This is a genomic window from Pseudomonas endophytica (genome assembly GCF_001411475.1).
Lineage (GTDB): Bacteria > Pseudomonadota > Gammaproteobacteria > Pseudomonadales > Pseudomonadaceae > Aquipseudomonas > Aquipseudomonas endophytica.
The window spans coordinates 47,359-66,458 of the sequence record NZ_LLWH01000231.1 but is presented as its reverse complement, the minus strand read 5'-3'; the positions used below and the strand labels follow the sequence as shown (position 1 = coordinate 66,458).

Here is a 19,100-nt window from a genome sequence, read left to right as displayed (position 1 = left end):
AAACCAACTCATAAGCCTCCGGCCTCAACCATGCCAGCACCCCGCAATTTCATACATATATATCACCTGCCCCTTAGCGCCTTGTTATTCCCTGTCTGTTCCTGTCCCGCGGCTGTCGCGCGACATCTGACATGGATGTCCCATGAATCTTCATCTCGAGCGCCTTAAAAGCGTTGAACATAAGCTACAAACCTTGCTCCGACATGTGCCCACTCTCGCTGCGGCTTTTAATCATCGTCTGTGCAGCACTTTTCCACACTTGCCCAAAGACAGCTCCACCGATGAGTTACATATCAACCATGAAGCTGCGGCGGAACCCGGGCAGTCCTCTGTGCTTGTCAGCAGGAGTATCAGTTCGTATATCGAAGAGAGCTTTTTGACTCAAGGCCCGCCAGTCTTTGTACAAGGCGCAACCCATGTTTACAGCCAGCCTTACTCATTGAGCGAGCAGCACCGAGCAGTGGGGCTGGCCCCTGTCGATCTCGAAAGCTATCTGGATTATGTGATTGGCAACTATGACCTATGTGTAAGGGATGCTTGGGCTGAGTTCTGGCAAACGCCCCATGCCACCTTTGATTCAATGACTCCCAAGCAATGGCTGACTCAGTGTCTGCAACACCTGCTGCTGGACGAAGCCAACGTGCGACTTGGCGACCAGACCCTCAGCAGCGCGGCGGCCAATGCTGTCATCCAATGTTTCAGCACCCGTGTGTCTCAACCCACGCCTGAGTCCCCACCAGGCGTGTATGAGCTGTTTCTAAAAGCCGAAAGGCCCATGCCTGATATCAAGCTGACGGGCGTTTTTGTGATGACCGTTACGCCCACGGACGACGAAGAACAACCCACATCCGGCCAGGTCGTTTTTTATACAACAACCAGTGGACTGGAGGCGTTCGACTCACTTGACTTGCTCAAGCAAGAGCTCAATGCAAGGCTCAAGGACCCGTACCAACGTATCCAACTGCTTAATCATGTGCTGGCGCAAGAGCATGCGAATACCTCAGATCTGGTAGAGGTCGAGGTGGGTGCACTCCCTCAAGATGCCCAGTCGTTCTTGGCGCAACAGCTTATCGATAAACAAAAAAAGGACATGCTGCATGCCTGCGCCACGGCCCGGCGTAATAAGGCTGTCGATCAGGAAACGCTGGCCCCGGAATATCTGTGCGAACTGATCAATCAAACACTCGCCTCAAGCTGGGTGGTCAACCCCGCCGCCATCTTGCGTTCGCGCTATGCCCATTTGTTGGAACAGCAACTGCCGCAGTGGCTTAAAACGGCCCCTGAAGATGAAAAAGTGGCATGGCGTCTGGCGACCGAACGGCTGATACATGAACAACAGGCCTCTGAAGCGCCGGGCTTGCAACCCATCACTGAAAGCGCAAAGAAGCAGACATTACTGGGGTACGCCAGAACCCGACTGAAACGGCAAATTGAAGCCGACCACGGCATTGACGTTGACCCGGACAGCATTTATATCCAGACCACTGAAGCCGTTCAGACAGGCCCGGTGATCTTCCCGCTTCATGGTTCTGCCTACGCCGCAGGGAACAGCCTTGATCGAACCGGCCCTGCGATCAGCTTCATCACAAACCAATTGAGCCTGACGCAATTGGCGCTCTCCAATGTCGGTATATGGGACGTTACTTTCGCGCTCACGGCTCAGGTCATAGACGCCAACGCCGCCCGTCATCCTGTGCTCACGGCTGATTACATTAAAGCTTTGGTGCGACAAATCGATGTGGGGGACAGCTATAAAGCGCACCTTAACCACCTGCTGAACACATCTGCTCAGGCGGCCTGGCGCAAGGAGCGCTACATAGCCGTCAAAATGGCACAACTGCGCCTGGACTTGCTCGAAGCCAAGATGTCCGGCGCCCTGAACGCCAGCCAAGTGGCTTGGGTTCAAGCCGTACTCGATCACCCGACAGGCACCACACGCCCTAAAATCAACGATGGTCACGTCAACGCCTATCTGTTGATCGTGAACAAGAACTTTTTGCCGGGCGCCATGGTGTTCAGTTCGACAGAAAGCACCGACTTGATTTATTACCTGCCGGACGCCCCTGATAACACATGGTTTCAAGTCTCAAGTTCAAGCCCAGAGTTGGCGCGCACGCTGTCGCATCAACGCTGGCGTGGTTATCTGCAACAACGGGTGACGGCCGCTCGCTGGGCCTATTTAAAACCTGTTCTGGAGGCGGGGCAGGACGGGGCAAATAGCCAAATGCTGATGATCTACGGCAATGCCTTCGAGGCGTCTTATGACAACGAAGTGTCATACGCCCTCAGAGAGGCCGATGAACAAACAACCTCAACGTATGAGAGCAATCTCAATACGGCCAAAGATGCAGCATTGGCGGTTGTAGACGTTGTTTCCTTTGTGTTGCCCACCCGGGTTTTGTTACCCATTGCCGCGCTGCGTTTTATTTTCCAGATAGCCCAAGGCGTAGACGCACTGAAGCGCGGCGAAGAAGACGAAGCGCTTTTGGCGTTTATGGGCGCTGTTGCCCACGTTACCGATGGTGCCTCGGACTTTGCGGGCTCTGCAGTCTTTGCGGGCGCCATACGCCAGCGCGTCAAACAACCTGTGCCAAGGCTCAACCCCAGTGCGGCCAGCACTGAAAATACCAACGGTCTGGGCGTGAAGACAGGCGGGGAGTTTGGCGGCGGTGTGTATGAGTCAGTTTCAAACGCAACCGGCCAAACGAAGCACTATATAAAAGACACCCATGGCAACGTGTATCGCGCTCGCTACGACGATCTGGACAACACCTGGCGCATCATTGATGAACGCAACCCCGACTCACGCTATCAAATGCCTGTTCGCGAACTGTCGGCCGGACGCTGGGACGTTGATGGCGGGGCTCCACTGTTCCAACAAGGGAGCGCCATTGAGCGCGTACTGCACAGTGCCCGCGTCACTGACGTCAACCTCTCCACACTTCAGGCGGACAGTCAGGGTATTTATCACGTAAACAACAAGCGCTACATTCAAGAAAACGGTCAAACATTTGAAGTTTACAAAGGCTGGTTGGGCCGCAATCTGTATTTACAAACGCCCGGCGCATCAGGAAGCCATTCCGTCCAGTACACATTACGCAAGTCTTCAGAGCATTGGGAGATCAAGCTGGGGCCGAACAATTGGAGATCACTGCAACGGCCGCACATGGAACTTCCTGTCGCCTTACCTGCAGTGTCTAACAGTCAGTACGATGTACCTGAACACTTAAATAAGCCCCTTCAAAACTGTATTGATCACGTGCCACGGTTTCAGGATAGCCGCTATGTTTTTGCGAAACCTGAAGTCACCCTGCTGGCGAAGTATTTCACAGAACTCAGGGTTAAATTGCTCGGCGATGCTCAAGCATTTTTCGTCAAAACCCCTATTAAACCGCGACCCGCGCGCCCCACGCTGCCTGAGAAATTCACTCCGAATGATCTTCTACAGCGTTTGCATGAAAACGTTGACGGAATCGTGTTAGGTGAAAGCCATTCAGACATCGGCGCCAAGAAAGTTCTGATCGACTACATGAAGTCACTGTCTAAAAACAAAAAAAATGTCATCTATCTGGAACATCTTCAAACCGACGCGCATCAATCTCTGCTGGATAATTATTTCAAGACCGGAAACATGGATCCGGTGCTGGACACGTTCTTGAAACAACAGGATGCAGGTCACCAACTGCCCGCGAATACCGCATACACCTATAGCAACTTGGTACGAGAAGCGAGACGACACGGTATCAAAATCAAAGCCCTGGACTGCATGGCCAGTTACTACTCAAAAGGCATGCCGACGGCGAACTCGGCGCTTCACCGGTATGAAATGTTCAGCTACTTTGCTTCTAGCGTGATCCGTAGTCATGTGGAAAGTACCGGAGTTCACAAATGGATTGCCTTGACCGGTAATACCCATGCCAACACGTTTAAAGGCGTACCCGGGCTGTCGGAACTCGAAGGAGCTGTCGGAATGCGGATCACAGACGTGCCTTCGAGCCATAAACTCCAGGTGCGACAGGATCTCAGTGACCTGATAACACCTTTTCCAGGCGCTGACGTCACTTTTATGAAAAACGACTATTGGCTCAAACTGAACATTCGTGGCGCTGACGCAAAAAAAACGGTGCTCACCGCAGCAGAGATTGCAGCCAAACTGGATAAGCCCGGTGCATTCTTATTCAACAACTCGCCGGAAGGTGCGCAGTTAATCCATCGTTCCAATTCAAATGAAATCGTTCATACGCCTCTGCAAACAAGCGAATCAGGGCAGTTCTTTATCGAGCGTCCGCATTGGGAACAGGTTCATCAAAAACGCTACATTCTTGTTAGCAAACTGATACACGACCTTCAAATAACAGGCTTGCACAGAGTCCAGTAAGTTTGCCTTGTGACCCTCAGAGCCTTTACGCGGTTCTGAGGGTCACGCACGCTGGCAACACCCTTATCTATCTACCACCCGCCTGCCCTCTGTAGCTTCGACACTTCGCTGAACCGGCCTTTGCCCAAACCTGGTCTCTACATCTCCTTGAGGAGCGAAGACGACCCAGGTTGCAGGCCTTCTCACGGGCGAAACATGCGCCCGATTTTGTGCCAAGAGTCAGACTCAAATGCCCCTCCATCTCGATCACCTGAAACGCGCCGAAGCTGAACAACAGTTACTCCTGCAAGCCTTGCCCGACTTACCGGGCACGCTCGACCAACAGTTGAGAAAAACCTTTCCCAAACTCGCCCAGGGCAGTTGCACCGACGATATGTTCATCACCTGTCTCGACGAGGCGCAGGTGGGTCAAACCCCGATGATCATTTCGCGCACCTTGTCCGACGTGTTCGAGGAGTACTTTGAGTCTCGCCTCCTACCCACGTTCGACGAACGCTCAGTGGCCATCGTCAACACCCCGTATTCACTGAATGAAGCGGACCGCATACAAGGCATCACGATCCCGTTGTTCGAAAAATTCCTTGAGCACACCGCTCAACACCTTGAGGTCATTTATAAACACCAGGTGCTGTCATTTTGGGATGCAAGCGATGAGCAAAACCTCACCCCAAGCCCACGAAACTGGTTCACAGAACACTTTCGAACCTGCGTCAGCAACGAAGCCGACGTCCGCCGTCAGGACAACACACTGAGTGCAGCGGCCTATTCAATGGTGTCGCAATTAACCGCGAACCCATCCGGCACGTTGAACACTTATCGGGTGGTGTTAAAAGGCGCCATCAGCGCGCTCGACAGCGAAATGAGCGGCCTGTTCATCATTGCCCATCCCGACTCGGTTGCTCTGGCAACCACCAGCCCGCGCTTCAATCACCTCGTGCAAACGCCAGACGCCGATTCCGGCTCTGCGAAGGCGCAACAACCGGTCGTGTTATTCATGCCCGGCAGTGGTCTCGAAGTTTTTACAACGTTCGACGCGCTCAATCAGGAACTGAATGAGCGCTTCAAGGATGATCTGCAACGCAAGGCCCTCCTGGACCTGATGCCTGCGGCCCACCACTCGCGGGCAGCGGACATGCAAGGTTTTGGCTATGAAGTTATTACCGGTTCTGTATTCAGTGACCGGATCAGCTCAATCATCGAGAAACAGCAGTCTGATATCACCCATGCCTGGCGTGGCATCCGCCAGGCATCACTGGATCGCGATCTGGACGCCATTGGCATCAGAATTGACCGGATGCTGGGGCAGAGCTTGCTTGTGCAACCTGCGCAGATCCTGAAAGCACGCTACACACGCTTAATCGAAAGCAGCCTGCCCGCATGGCTCACTGACGCCTCAGAGCCCGAAAAAACCCAATGGCGGCTGGCGATGGAAGCCTTCAAGAACGCCGCTTCTGACGCCCACGTTCCGGGTGAGATCGCACTTAACCTCATAGGCCAACGAAGCCAACTGCTGACTTTTGCCAAAGACGCGCTCAAAAAACAGGTCAAAGCCGACCTGAATATTGAGATCAATCCAGACCGCCTCATGATTTCAACCACAGAGGCCATAAGCACGGGCCCGGTCATTTATCCCTTTGCCACCTCGGGCTATGCCGCCGCCAATAGCTTGCACCGCACAGGGCCCACCCTTTCATATAGAGAAACCCGTCGCAGTCTGAGCGCCGTGGCACTGGATAATGTCGGCAAGCTTGATCTGACCTTTGCGCTGACCGCACGCGTGTTGGGTGAAAACAACCAGACGCATCCCACACTCGCCCCCGCCTACGTCAAAGCATTGGTGCGCCAACTGGACGTCGGGCGTTTATTTCAAACGCATCTGCGTCACACCTTGCTGGAATCTCCCGCCGCGCAGTGGCGAAAAGAACGCTACGTGGCATTGAAAACAGCGCTGCTGCGCTTGGACCTGGTGGAAGGCACGTTATCGAAACAACTGACACCGCATACCGCCGCCTGGATAAAGGCCCTGCTCGACCGGCCGGTACACAGCGACGAGCGCCTGGTTGATGGGAAGAAAATCTACGTTTCACAACTGCTGCTCAAGAACAGGCCGCTGCCGGGCGTATTCGTCATCAGCCAGCAATTGTCGACCACCCGCGTCTGCTACACCCCGCAAGCACCCGACAACATCTGGTTCCGCGAATTTACTGACCTCGAATCCTTGGGCACTGCACTCGCCCACACAACCTTGCACCCTTACATCATGCAGCGCGTCACTGAGATCAACCGATCCTATATCGGCCCTCTGCTCAAAACCGGTTCTATCGCGTCTCAACTGAGCCACCTGCTGAGTATCAAGGACCACTTTCTGGAACAGTCTTATCAAATAGAGGCCCTGTTCGCGACCCGTAACGCCAATGAACAATCGACCACCACGCAAGAAAGCAACGTCGCAACGGTGATCGAGACGCTCGACACTTTGCTGGACCTGGTGTCCTTCGTACTCCCGTTCAAAATCATGTTGCCTGTGGCGATTCTGCGCTTTTTGTATTCGATCAATTTGGGCCTGGATGCCCTATCACGTGACGAGCAGCAGGAAGCCCTGTTGCACTTCATGGGCTCAATCACCCATCTAACGGATGGTGCGTCGGACTTTGCCGGTTCTGCCGTTTTCGCCAAGTCCATTCGTCAACGGCCACCGCACCCGGCCTTGACACTCACCCATCTACAGCCGAGTTCAAGAACGACCAACGGCATGACATTGCGAACCGGCGAGCGCTATCAAGCCGGGATTTATGAATTCACCCCGGCGGGCAGCAGCGAACCGCTGCAATACGTCAAAGGTACGGATGGGCACCTCTATCGCACGCATTACGACACGCTGGACAACCGTTGGCTCATCGTTGATGAGCGCCAGCCCGACGCGAACCACGGCTACCCCGTGCGCAGCCTTGGCGCCGGTGACTGGGAACTGGACCTGCAAGTCAACCGGGGCAGCAAGCCCACGGCCATCGAAGCACTTATCGAAGCCAGTGCGGTGACCGATGTGTCATTGAGCGGCATTGCTGCCGATAAAAACGGGATTTTTACCGTCAACCACCGCACCTACATCCAACAAGACTCGTGCACGTTCCAAGTGCACTTTGACTGGTCGGGCCGACATTGGCGTTTAAACACACAAGGTCGTTTGGCGCAGGGCTCCGACACGCACCATGCCGTGCGCCGGCATTTTTCTGATACGTATTGGGAGGTAAAAAGATTCAATGCCGGGGGCGAATCCAGCTGGCAGCCACTCACAACCATCCTCCCAGCCTCCAAAACATCTGGCAGCCCGACTTTTAGCGGGCATGATCTGCGCGACGAACACAAACAGGCGATTGCCCATCTGAACAACCGATACAGAGGCTTGGAAACTGTCTCCCCTGCATCAGCTAAATTCAACGTCGAACTGGCCGCCTTCAACGCACAACGCATCGCGCTGCACGAAGAGGCCAAAGCCTTCCTGAAAATATTCACGCCCATGGCACGCCCACCGTTGCCTGACTTCTTGGCCACCATCACGCCCCCGGACATGCTGAAGAAAATCTTCAAGGACTTCAAAGGCATGGTCATCGGGGAAGTGCATTCAGCCATTGGCAGCAAGCAGTTTCTGATCATTCACATGGAAGAACTGGCCAAAATTCACGTCAAAACGCTGTACATGGAACACCTGCAAACCGACTTTCATCAGGCCGATCTGGATGACTTCTTCAACAGCGGGAAAATGTCCGACTCGCTAAACGACTTTCTGCACAAGCTGGACTACTCACACAACACCTACCCCGGCGGGAGTTACACCTTTCGTAACGTCGTACTGGAAGCGCAGAAGCGCGGTATCAGAATCAAGGCCATTGACTGTGCTGCCAGTTACTTGAGCAAGGGCCTGGCCCAAGTCGACGGATTACAACCACGACTGGAGAGGTTTTCCTGGTTTTCTACACGGGTTATTCAGGCCAACCAGACAAAAAACGGCAATCAGAATTGGGTCGCACTGGTTGGCAGCACCCATTCCAATACCTTTAAAGGCATTCCAGGGATTGCTGAAATAGAAAATGCTCTCGGCGTGCGCATCGACGATGTGGCACCCGGTACAGGTCGTGGATGGTCAAGGGACAAGGGCATCGTCACCGCCAATGCGTCCAATAAATCCGAGAACTACATGCTGCGTACCGACCTGAACCTGACGATGGAAGTCCCGGCCAGCCGCTACATTTTAAAAAGCTACACACCGGTTCAACTGAACACCCTGCTTAAAACGCCAGGTTTGTATGTGTTTGACAACTATTTGCCGCAAGGGCCGACACTGATCCATCGAGCACCCGACCAAACGCTGGTTCACACCGTGTTGCAACTGGATGGCTCGAAAATCTATCTGGACATCCCTTCACTGCCTGGCCTTCATCAACAACGCTTCGATGATATTCCCGTGCTGATGGAGCGCCTGACGTCACTGAACATGAGGCTCGCTCACTAAAAGCGTCTGCCTTTAGCTCACCGTCGGCAGACGCTGATCCAGCAAGCGATGCAGGGCCGTAGCCTGCGGCCAGTTGCGCATAAACCGCGCACGGTCGCGGGCGTATGCCGAGGCGAAGCTGCTTTGCGAGGAGTGCTGGCACATGGAGTCTAGGTCGATCAGCGCCCAACGTCCGTTATCCCAAAAAACGTTGTAGCCCTTGAGATCGCCATGGCTGATACGCTCGCGAATTAAGTCGGCAAACAGTTGATCCAGCGCCTGCAACTCGGCTTCGGGCGCATCGCCACTCTCTACATAAGGGGCAAAGCGCTCGATGATGTCCGGGCCGGACAGGTACTCGGTCACCAAATACGCCTTGGCGCGCAGCCACAAAAAGCGGGTTTCCAGTAGCGCCAGCGGCTTGGGCGTGGCAATGCCCAAAAACAACAACCGATTGCCTTCCTGCCATGAGTGCCACGCCCGGCTCGGGCGCCAGAAGCGCTTGAGCCAGTGCGCAAAGCCTTTGATGTTGTAGCGTTTGACTACCAGCGCGCGGCCAGCCACGTCGACTTTGCCAACGCTGGCTGCGCCACCGGTTTTGTACAAATGCCCCTGATCGAGCAACGCATCGGCCTTGGCCAGCACCGGCAACAGGGCCGGTTCTTCTTCGCGGGCAAACGCGCGCAAGGCAAACGCTCCGCGCTGTACGCTGAATAACGTGCAGTCGCGGCCCACCTTGTTCATGAAGTCGTTCAGACGCCAGGCGCGAACTTTTTCGACCTGTTTGAGCAGCGCCTCCAGTGGCAAGGCGTGTTCGCCGTTGCTGAGCAAGTAATGCACCAGCAGTTCTTCAATAAACGGCTCAAGGCTTTTCGGCAACTGAGCGAAGAACACCCCAAGGTTTTCCAGCACTTTTTGTCGCGACAGCGGTTTGCCCGCTTCTTCGACGCAAATCCCCGCACCGTCGATCACATACAGTTTGCCGTTGTGGCGCAGCAGATTGTCCAGATGCAGGTCTTCTTGCCAAAGGCCCTTGAGGTGCATCTGCCCAATGGCCTCCAGCGCTTGGGCCAGGACCGCTTGCTGCTCGTCGGCCAGCACCGGCAACGATTCAACAGCACTCCACGCGTCACCTAGACTTTGCGCGTGTTCGAGGAACTCAAACAGCAGCCAGCCGCCCTCGCCTTCTTGCAAACCATCGACCAGCAACTGCGGCGTGGTCAACCCTTGCTCCGCCAGCAGGCGTACGCCCTTCAGCTCCCGCTCAAAGTTGCGCGCTGCCTTGCTGCCGACCATTAATTTGGCCAACACCGTGCGCCCGCGCCACACGCCCGCGCCCACATAACGCTGGCCCGGCAACACCCGCAGCAAGCTCAACACTTGCAACTGCGCAGACCCGGCGGCGTCTGACAGCTCGAGGCTCAGCGGTAAATCCGGGCTGCGTCCGGCAGTTTGCAATTCGGATAAACGCATCAGCGATTCTCCTTGTGGCTGCGCCGTACATTCAAACGCTCAAACCACGCATCGACTAGGCCACTGTCAGCCGGTTGATCGAGGTACGCCGCCAGCAGCGTGCGCACATCCTCTGCGGTCCAGACTTGGGCCCGGCGTAGTAACGGTTCGATGTCTTTCACTCGGTCGCGCTGGCCCAGCAATAATGGCCGGGTTTTCTCCAGGTCGATCAACTGCGCGCGATAGCCCGCACCGTCGGCCTGTACAAAGATGTGTTTGGGGTAGAAACAGCCATGCACCTGACGCGCCGCGTGCAACTGACGCGCTAACTGACCGCATGTGCGCAAAATCGCTTGTTGCTGCTCACGGGTCAGTTGCGGCCACTGTTCGAGCAGCGAGTCGAGGTCGTTCCAACCGTCCAGCGCCCGCGTCATCAGGATGGCGCGGCGCTCGCCCGGCACTTTTCGCTCACCAAAAAAAACTGCTTCCAGTGCTGGAATGCCCAACTGCTGATAACGCTGAATGTTGCGAAACTCGCGGGCAAAACTCGGCTCGCCCAACGGCCTGTGCAAGGTACGGGTCAGGTAGTTGCTCTGGCGTTTGAGGTAAAAACCCTGCCCTTCGAGGTCCATGCGGAACACTGTGCTCCAACCACCACGGCTGGTATTGGGCTCGTCGACCGCGTCCAGTTGCAGGTTCCACAGGGCATCGAAATCTGCCAACCCGTTGCGTTCCAGTAACGCCCGCTCCGGCCCTGCTAAAAAATCAGTCATTCGCGGCCCTCAAAGAAACGCACGATATGACGGACCCGCTCTTTGTCCGCCGCGTTGAGCGTGGTGCGCCCGGTGTATTGCAAATAAAAACGCAAACGCTGGGTGGCTGTTAGGTGATATTTAGCCACTTTATCGAGGCACGCTAAATCTTTGGTGATGCGGTATTTGAGCCAGAAACCACGCCAGAAGTCGCCATTGGGGCAGTCGATCAAATACAGCCGCGCCTGATCGTCGATCAGCAGGTTGCGCCACTTCAAATCGTTGTGGGTGAAGCGATGGTCATGCATGGTCTTGGTGTAGTGGGCCAATTGGCGGCTCACGCCATCGACCCAAGCACGGTCTTTGAGCAGCGGATCGTTGTTGTCCGCCAGCTCTGACAAATCGCGGGTATTGGGCAGTTCGCGAGTAATCATTGCGCCACGGGCGAAGGCAAACCCTTTGCGCTCTAGGCCCCAAGCCACTATCTCGGCGGTCGGAATGCCCCATTTGGCAAAACGATTGAGGTTCTGCCACTCGGACTTCACCCGTGGCCGCCCCAGATAGCGACGCAGACCTTTACCCGCGCCGGTGTAGCGCTTGACGTAGTAATTAACGCCGTCACGTTCAACACGGATCACTTGCGATAACGGATCGCGAGTCAGGTGCTCACCTTGCAGGGCAAACACCGCCTCCAAACTGCCAAAATCGTGAGCCAGCGCGCTATAAGCAGGTGCCAGATTCCAACCCGCCATTACAGTGCATCTCCATAGCGCACTTTGCGCGCGTAGAGTTTTTGCGCCTTGCCTTCGAGCCAAGCCAGTAGGCGGGCTTCTTCACGCAGGATTTGACGCAGCGGCATTTGGAAATAACCGCGTAAGAAGCGCAATTTATCGCGCTGAGTCAGGCCAATGTCCAGCGCCGAGAAGTACAACGCGGCCAAGTCTTTGTTGCGCCAGCGGCGACTGATAACGGCACGGGTCTGGGCACGGTGCAGGTCAATGACCGACAAGCGCACGTTATCAGCCGTGACCGGCGTGTCGGTGTGTAGCAAAAAGTGGCAGATGTAGCAGTCGCGGTGGTTAACCCCTGCGCGGTGCATCATGCCGGTCATGCGCGCCACTTCGGCGATCAGCACGTGCTTGAGCTTGGGCTGCGGCGGCTGCTTGACCCAGTTCAGGCTGAAATCTTCGAGGCTGACCGTCGGTGCCAGTTCTTCAGTGATGATGAATGAGTGCTGCGCCGCCGGGTTACTGCCCTTTTCGCCATAGGCGACGGCAGTCATGGTCGGCACACCCACTTGGTGCAAGCGGTTGATCGCCTGCCACTCTTGGCCAGCGCCAAGCACCGGAAGCTTGGCCGTGAACAGGTTTTTGAACACCTCGCCCCAGCCAATGCCACGGTGGATTTTCACAAAGTAACCACGGCCATCGACTTCCGTACGCAAGGTGCGACGGCCTTCCAGCTCGCGGTAAACCTCGCCATTCAGTTGCTCGACTTCGGTGAACGCATCGCGCCCATCCCACAAGCGTTTGAACGGTTCGGCAAGTATCAGCTTCATCAGTGTTGCTCCGCCAGAATCACATCCGCAGCATGCTGCGCCATGCTATAGAGGTCGGCCGTCTGCGCGTAGGCCAGGCCATTTTGGCTCCAGGCCGTGCGCGCAGCATCGTCGGACAACATGTGGGTCAGATAATCATTAAGTTGTGTCTGTTCAAACGGCTCATCCAGCACCAAGCCTGCATCGGCATCGCGGATGTAATGGGCATACCCACAAACCGCGCTGACCAACACTGGCAGGCCCGCCACCAGCGCTTCAAGCAGTACGGTGCCGGTGTTTTCGTTGTAGGCCGGATGGATCAGCACGTCAGCGCCCAGCAGGAAGCGCGGTATATCGCTGCGCCCTTTGAGGAACTGCACATGCTCGCCCAACCCCAACGTGGCGCTTTGCAATTGAAAGACCTTGGGGTCGTCCTGGCCGATAACCAATAACTGGGTGCGCTTTTTAAGCTCCGGCGCTAAGGCGGCCAGCGCTTTGAGGCTGCGGTCGACACCCTTGGTTTTGAACCCAGAGCCGATCTGCACGAGCAGCAGGTCGTCGTCCGCCAGATCGAACTCGCGACGGAACTCGGCGCGAATCTCTGCCGCGTTGGGCGGGGCACGGCGGTCTAGCGCAATACCCGGCGGCAGCAAATGAAAACGCTCTAACGGCGTGTCGTAGTGTTTGATAAACAGCGGCTGCTGGACTTCCGAAATCATCAGGATTTCAGTCTTAGCGTGCTTGTCGAACACCGCTCGCTCGTATTCAGCAAAGTGTTTGTAGCGTTTGAAGAAGCGGTAAAACGAATGACGCAGGTTCTGCGCTTTGTCTTCAAAACAGCCGTCGGCGGCGTAGTACACGTCCAAACCGGGCATTTTGTTGAAGCCGATCAGGCGATCGACCGGGCGTTTGGCCAAGTCGTCCTGCATCCAGGCGAGCATTTTTTCATTTCGAGTGTGGTTGTGAAACGCCTTGACCGGCGCGACCAACACCTCAAACCCCGGAGGAATATCACCTTCCCAGATCATCGTGTACACACGGATCTGATGCCCGCGCTGCTGGCACTCTAAGGCGATTCGCATGAAATCGCGTTGTAGACCACCAAACGGAAAATATTTGTACAGCACAAAAGCCAGTTGCATCAGCGCAGTTCCTCAGCCAGTAACAACGTGCTTAATCGACTTGCGACACGCTCAGGGTTCAGACGAGTGAAACACAGCGGCCACTCGTTTTTCAGATCAAACCGCTGCTGGTCCTGTGCAGTCGGCTGGTAAGTGCATTTCTTTTGCAGGCATGGCGCACACGGGAAGTCGCTGGCCAAGTGAACCTGCACCTTGCCGTAAGCGCCGGTAAGGCCAGGGTTGGTGGGGCCGAATAAGGAAATGGTCGGCACATCCAATGCCGCCGCCAAATGCCCAAGCCCGGTATCCACCGCGACGCAAGCACTGGCATTGGCCAGCACTTTAGCCACGCCCGCGAGGTTCAGTTTAGGCAACACCACGGCATTCGGCAGGCCGCTGGCGATGCGCTCAGCACGGGCTTTTTCAGCCGGATTACCCCACGGCAAACGGACTTCAATGCCCAAGTGGCCCATGCGCACGGTCAAATCACGCCAGTACACTTCAGGCCAATGTTTGGTGTCCCACGTGGTGCCGTGCAAGAACACTACGTAAGGCTTGTTGCGCGGTAATTCAATGAGGCGTTCGACGTCAAGGCCATAATCGCCCAGCCCTTTAGGCAGGTCGTAGCCCAGCGCCAAGGCGAACAATTGGCGTACACGCTCAACCGCGTGCTGGCCACGGGCCACAGCCAAACGACGCTGATAAAAGCGGCTGGCCAACGGTTCACGGGCCGAATGTTTGTCCAGCCCAGCGACGGGGGCTTTGACGTAGCGGGTCAACCAAGCGCTTTTAGCCAGCCCTTGGGCGTCAATCACCAAGTCGTACTGCTCGGCGCGCAGGCTCTGCTTAAACCGCTTCCACTCGCCGCTTTTGAGGGTTTCCCAGATGTTTTTGCGCCAACGGCGAATCGCCACGGGGATAACCTTGCCGACTGCCGGGTGCCACGTCGGGATCTCGGCAAACCCTTCTTCCACAACCCAGTCAAACGTGATGCCCGGAATGGCTCGTGCCGCATCGGTCAACGCTGGCAGCGCATGAATCACATCCCCAAGGGATGAGGTTTTCACCAACAAAACGCGCACCTAGATGACCTCGACCGGCGTAACCTGCAAACGCTGCAAGGCTTCAATCACCGGCGCAGGCATCAGTTCGCGCAAGCAGTTGTAGTGACCAAAACGGCAGGTCCGCTCAAAACACGGGCTGCATTCCAAGCCCAAACGTACAACCTCAACCTGATCGGCCAAGGGCGGGGTGAAGCCCGGCGACGTAGAACCGTACACCGCCACCAGCGGGCGGTTAAGCGCCGCGGCGACGTGCATCAGCCCAGAATCGTTGGAGACCACGGCGTGCGCGCACGACAGCAGGTCAATGGCCTCGGCCAGCGAGGTCTCGCCGCTGAGGTTGACGGACTCTTCACGAAAACCGGGAATCAGTTGTGAGCGAATGTCTTCGCCCACGCTGTGATCGTTTTTCGAACCAAACAGCCACACTTGCCAGCCTTCGCGGATCTTCTGCTCGGCAACTTTGGCGTAATACTCGGACGGCCAGCGCTTGGACTCGCCGAACTCGGCACCTGGGCACAGCGCCAGCACCGGACGGTCGAGCGCCAAGCCGAACTTGCTCAAAGCGGCCTCACGACTGTGCGGGTCGATTTGCAAATCAGGGCGCGGGTACGGCTTAGGTAGGTCAGCGCCAGGCTCGTAAGCCAAGGCCATAAAACGCTCGATCATTAACGGGTAGCGTTGTTTATCGAGTGTGCGCACATCGTTGAGCAGCCCATAACGGAACTCGCCACGCCAGCCGGTACGCTTGGCAATCCCGGCGAAAAACGGCACCAAGGCCGACTTCAGCGAATTAGGCAGCAAGATGGCCTGATCGTATTGCCCCTTGAGGGACTTGCCGATTTTGCGTCGCGTGGCCAGTTCAAGCGCGCCATGGCCGAGCGGAAAGCTCAAAGCCTTGCGCACTTCAGGCATGCGCTCAAGGATGGGGCGACTCCATTCGGGCGCCAGCACATCAATTTGGCACTGCGGGTGGCGCTGTTTTAGGCACTGGAACAGTGTCTGCGCCATCACCATGTCACCGACCCAACTGGGCCCAACGATCAAAATATTCATAAGTTTCCATAAACAAGCAAGGGAGGCATTGGCCTGATGCTGTCAGTCAAGCCACCACCACACTGTGGAGCGAGCTTACTCACTCCTACAGGGGGCAACGTTTACTTAACTGACGGGTTCAGACAATGCCTCCCCACGGTGATGACAGCTTAGCTCAAGCCCATTTGCGCCCATATACGCCGAACATCGTGTCTCGCCTCTACCAATTGATCTGCGCTGACCACTCCCGCTTCCTTTTGCAAAGCTTGGCGGTGGGCCACGGCGCGGAAAGCCTTATAAGCCTCACGCAACAAGCTGGCATCTGTGGCGGGCATTAGCCCTGCCTGTTCCAGCCCTTCAAGAATGCGGATGTTGTCGGTGTAACGCAGTAACGCCGGGTGCTCCCTAGACCACGCCAAGGCCGCGTATTGCACCATAAATTCAATATCGACGATACCTCCGGCGTCCTGCTTGAGGTCGAACGGCACCGTAGGCTCAAAGGCATTCTCGCCCGTGCCGGCAGCGGTTATCCGGGTGCCTAGGTTGTCACGCATTTTGGCGCGCATCTCGCTGACCTCTTGACGCAGCGTCGGCAAGTCGCGCTCACGCCCCAATACCTGCGCTCGGACCGTCTCAAATGCCGCACCGACTTCTTTACAGCCGACCAACACCCGCGCCCGCACCAGCGCCTGATGCTCCCACGTCCACGCCTCATTCTGTTGATAGCGCTCAAACGCACCGAGCGAGCTGACCAACAAACCAGACGCGCCTGACGGACGTAGGCGCATGTCGACGTCATACAACTGCCCGGAGTTAGTCTGCGCGGTCAGTAAATGGATGATCCGCTGGCCCAATCGGGTAAAAAACTGCGCGCTGTCGATTGGCTTGGCGCCGTCGGTTTCGGCATTCGGGTCGCCGTCGTGAATAAATACCAAGTCCAGATCCGACCCATGACCTAACTCGATACCGCCCACTTTGCCGTACCCCACAATAATGAAGCCAGGGTCGCACAAGCTGCCGTTCGGGCGTTGCGGCGTGCCGTATTTGGCCACGGTCTGACGCCAAGCCAACGCCAGCACTTGTTCCAGAATTGCTTCGGCCAACCAGGTCAGGTAATCGCTGACCTTCATCAGAGGCAGGCTCCCGGCGATTTCAGACGCTGCAACGCGCAGGCGATGGGCCAGTTTGAAGTTACGCAACGCTTCCATTTGCTGCTCAAGGTCATCTTCAGGGATTCGCGTGAGCCGCTCGCGCAACTCTGCGGCTAGCTCTGGCGCCAAAGGTGGTTTGAACAAACGTCCTTCATTGAGCAACTCATCCAATAACAGTGGGAAACGGGCGATTTGCTCAGCGATCCACGGGCTCGCCGCACATAAAGTCAGCAAACGACGCAGGGCGTCAGGGTTCTCGGTCAACAGCACCAGATAAGCCGAACGTCGGGCCACCGCCTCAACCAGCGGCAGCACACGCTCCAGCACCAGATCCGGGTCGGCATGCTCCACCGCCTGTGCCAGCAAGCGCGGGACAAAGGCATCCAAACGCTCGCGCCCCACACGTTGCATGGCTCGAAACTGCGGGCTGCAACGCAGATTAGCCAATTGTTTCAAGGCTTTTGGGGCATCTACAAACCCGGCCTCTTCAAGCTGCGCACAGGCCGCGGCATCGTCTTGGACTTCTTCCCATAACGGCAACCACTCGCCACCTACAATCAATTCACCTTCATCAATGTTTTCTTCTTCATCCGGGTCGGCTATCACCTGACGGAAATGCCAGTCGATTCGCCCCCGCCACTCCATAAGTCGCTCATGGAATTGCGCCCAATGATCGAAGCCCATCATGAAGGCGATACGCGCCTGATCCTGCTCGCCATCGGGCAGCATTTGCGTCTGACGGTCAGCAATGGCCTGAATGGCATGCTCGGTGTAACGCAAAAATTCGTACCCTTCACGCAGCTCACTGATGACCGCAGGCGGTAAATAACCTTGCCCCTCAAGGATGTTCAGTACTTTAAGTAGCGGTCGCTGTTGCAGGCTGAGGTCACGTCCGCCGTGGATCAATTGGAACGCTTGGGCAATAAACTCGACCTCACGTATGCCGCCTGCCCCCAACTTAATGTTGTCGGCCATCCCCTTGCGCCGTACTTCCTGCTGGATCAACTGCTTCATGGTGCGCAGCGCTTCAATCGCCGAAAAGTCGAGATAGCGCCGATACACAAAAGGGCGCAGCAAATCGAGTAACTGCGCGCCCATCACTTGATCACCGGCCACTACCCGCGCCTTGATCATTGCGTAGCGTTCCCAATCTCGCCCTTGATCTTGGTAATACTGTTCCAGCGCGTTAAAACTCAGCACCAATGCACCGGACGAGCCATAAGGCCGCAGGCGCATGTCGACACGGAACACAAAACCGTCGACGGTCATGGGGTCCAGCGCTTTGATCAGGCGCTGGCCGAGGCGAATAAAGAACTCTTGGTTATCCAACGCACGTTTAGCGCCGACGGTTTCGCCACCCTCGGGGTAAGCAAAAATCAGGTCGATGTCTGACGATAGGTTCAGCTCGACTGCACCGAGCTTGCCCATGCCCAGGATCACCATGTGCTGCGGCTCACCGCTGCGGTGCCCGGTCGGGGTGCCAAACTGCTGGCAATGACGCTCATACAGCCAGCGATACGCCTGATCAATGCTGGCATCGGCCATGTCTGACAAATCACGGCACGTTTCAACCAAGTCCGCCTGCCGGGTCAGATCACGCCAGATAATACGAACCTGCTGCCGTGTACGCTGACGCCGCAGCACCCGCCCCAGCTCATCATCGGTTTGCGCCTGCTGTACGGCCTCGCTTATTTGCCCGCAGAGTTCACCCGCAGAGAAGCTGCGGTCCAACGCTCCCGCGCTCACCAGTTCGAGCAACATCAAAGGGTCACGTAAAACCTGTTCGATAAAGAAGTCGCTCGCCGCACTCACGCGGGCAAAATCAGACCAGCGCTCAGATGACCACTCGTCGAGTCCTTGCTCGCCTTCCAGACCGGCCACTGCGCTACGCCAGGACTGTTCAGCCCGGCTGGCAAGGGGCAATAAAAGGGAGGGCATTGCGGCAAGCGAGGGAAGGCTCATGGTCTATCCTTGATCGGCGACGGTAATGCCGAGTACGGTGACAGGAAGAAACAGCGGTTAAACCCAACTGTCGAACAAAGATTATTAATAGCTCAAAAAAACATTTAATTAGCAAAAAATAGCGCAAAAAATGTGATTGACAGATACAAGCACCAACAATAA

The 19,100-nt window shown here is 56.1% G+C and carries 10 protein-coding genes; 2 read left to right on the top strand and 8 right to left on the bottom strand.

Going from position 1 to position 19,100, the window contains the following annotated elements; all coding sequences use genetic code 11:
• Positions 1 to 142 precede the first annotated feature (142 nt).
• On the top strand, positions 143 to 4,378 hold the full coding sequence (locus AQS70_RS22155) for a membrane-targeted effector domain-containing toxin (protein ID WP_055104879.1): 4,236 nt from the start codon (positions 143 to 145) through the stop codon (positions 4,376 to 4,378).
• 229 nt (positions 4,379 to 4,607) lie between these two features.
• Complete coding sequence (locus AQS70_RS22150) at positions 4,608 to 8,888, top strand: membrane-targeted effector domain-containing toxin (RefSeq protein ID WP_055104878.1); 4,281 nt, start codon at positions 4,608 to 4,610, stop codon at positions 8,886 to 8,888.
• A gap of 12 nt (positions 8,889 to 8,900) precedes the next feature.
• Here the strand turns inward: AQS70_RS22150 and AQS70_RS22145 are convergent, their stop codons facing one another.
• The 8 genes from AQS70_RS22145 to glnE all read right to left on the bottom strand — a co-directional run bounded on the left by AQS70_RS22145 (position 8,901) and on the right by glnE (position 18,938).
• Positions 8,901 to 10,340, bottom strand: coding sequence for a lipopolysaccharide kinase InaA family protein (locus AQS70_RS22145; RefSeq protein WP_055104877.1), 1,440 nt, complete (start codon positions 10,338 to 10,340; stop codon positions 8,901 to 8,903).
• Complete coding sequence (locus tag AQS70_RS22140; RefSeq protein WP_055104876.1) at positions 10,340 to 11,092, bottom strand: lipopolysaccharide kinase InaA family protein; 753 nt, start codon at positions 11,090 to 11,092, stop codon at positions 10,340 to 10,342. Before AQS70_RS22140 ends, AQS70_RS22145 begins: the two co-directional genes overlap by 1 nt.
• Positions 11,089 to 11,823, bottom strand: a complete 735-nt coding sequence (locus tag AQS70_RS22135; RefSeq protein WP_055104875.1) for a lipopolysaccharide kinase InaA family protein — start codon at positions 11,821 to 11,823, stop codon at positions 11,089 to 11,091. Before AQS70_RS22135 ends, AQS70_RS22140 begins: the two co-directional genes overlap by 4 nt.
• Positions 11,823 to 12,629 carry a lipopolysaccharide core heptose(I) kinase RfaP gene (rfaP, locus tag AQS70_RS22130; RefSeq protein ID WP_055104874.1) on the bottom strand — a complete coding sequence of 269 codons (807 nt, stop codon included), beginning with the start codon at positions 12,627 to 12,629 and terminating at the stop codon, positions 11,823 to 11,825. The genes AQS70_RS22135 and rfaP overlap by 1 nt, the downstream gene beginning before the upstream one ends.
• A complete protein-coding gene (locus AQS70_RS22125) occupies positions 12,629 to 13,750 on the bottom strand; it encodes a glycosyltransferase family 4 protein (RefSeq protein ID WP_055104873.1) in 1,122 nt (373 codons plus the stop codon). Before AQS70_RS22125 ends, rfaP begins: the two co-directional genes overlap by 1 nt.
• A complete protein-coding gene (gene waaC / locus AQS70_RS22120; RefSeq protein ID WP_055104872.1) occupies positions 13,750 to 14,811 on the bottom strand; it encodes a lipopolysaccharide heptosyltransferase I in 1,062 nt (353 codons plus the stop codon). Before waaC ends, AQS70_RS22125 begins: the two co-directional genes overlap by 1 nt.
• On the bottom strand, positions 14,812 to 15,846 hold the full coding sequence (waaF, locus tag AQS70_RS22115) for a lipopolysaccharide heptosyltransferase II (protein WP_055104871.1): 1,035 nt from the start codon (positions 15,844 to 15,846) through the stop codon (positions 14,812 to 14,814).
• Positions 15,847 to 15,995: 149 nt separating this feature from the next.
• Positions 15,996 to 18,938 (bottom strand): bifunctional [glutamate--ammonia ligase]-adenylyl-L-tyrosine phosphorylase/[glutamate--ammonia-ligase] adenylyltransferase, encoded by a 2,943-nt coding sequence (gene glnE / locus AQS70_RS22110; protein WP_055104870.1) that lies wholly within the window; start codon positions 18,936 to 18,938, stop codon positions 15,996 to 15,998.
• Between the last annotated feature and the right edge of the window lie 162 nt (positions 18,939 to 19,100).

What these genes read in the sequence shown, in the direction of transcription:
- AQS70_RS22155 (WP_055104879.1), top strand. Translation starts at nt 143, where the DNA reads ATGAATCTTCATCTCGAGCGCCTTAAAAGCGTTGAACATAAGCTACAA.
- AQS70_RS22150 (WP_055104878.1), top strand. Translation starts at nt 4,608, where the DNA reads ATGCCCCTCCATCTCGATCACCTGAAACGCGCCGAAGCTGAACAACAG.
- AQS70_RS22145 (WP_055104877.1), bottom strand. Translation starts at nt 10,340, where the DNA reads ATGCGTTTATCCGAATTGCAAACTGCCGGACGCAGCCCGGATTTACCG.
- AQS70_RS22140 (WP_055104876.1), bottom strand. Translation starts at nt 11,092, where the DNA reads ATGACTGATTTTTTAGCAGGGCCGGAGCGGGCGTTACTGGAACGCAAC.
- AQS70_RS22135 (WP_055104875.1), bottom strand. Translation starts at nt 11,823, where the DNA reads ATGGCGGGTTGGAATCTGGCACCTGCTTATAGCGCGCTGGCTCACGAT.
- rfaP (WP_055104874.1), bottom strand. Translation starts at nt 12,629, where the DNA reads ATGAAGCTGATACTTGCCGAACCGTTCAAACGCTTGTGGGATGGGCGC.
- AQS70_RS22125 (WP_055104873.1), bottom strand. Translation starts at nt 13,750, where the DNA reads ATGCAACTGGCTTTTGTGCTGTACAAATATTTTCCGTTTGGTGGTCTA.
- waaF (WP_055104871.1), bottom strand. Translation starts at nt 15,846, where the DNA reads ATGAATATTTTGATCGTTGGGCCCAGTTGGGTCGGTGACATGGTGATG.
- glnE (WP_055104870.1), bottom strand. Translation starts at nt 18,938, where the DNA reads ATGAGCCTTCCCTCGCTTGCCGCAATGCCCTCCCTTTTATTGCCCCTT.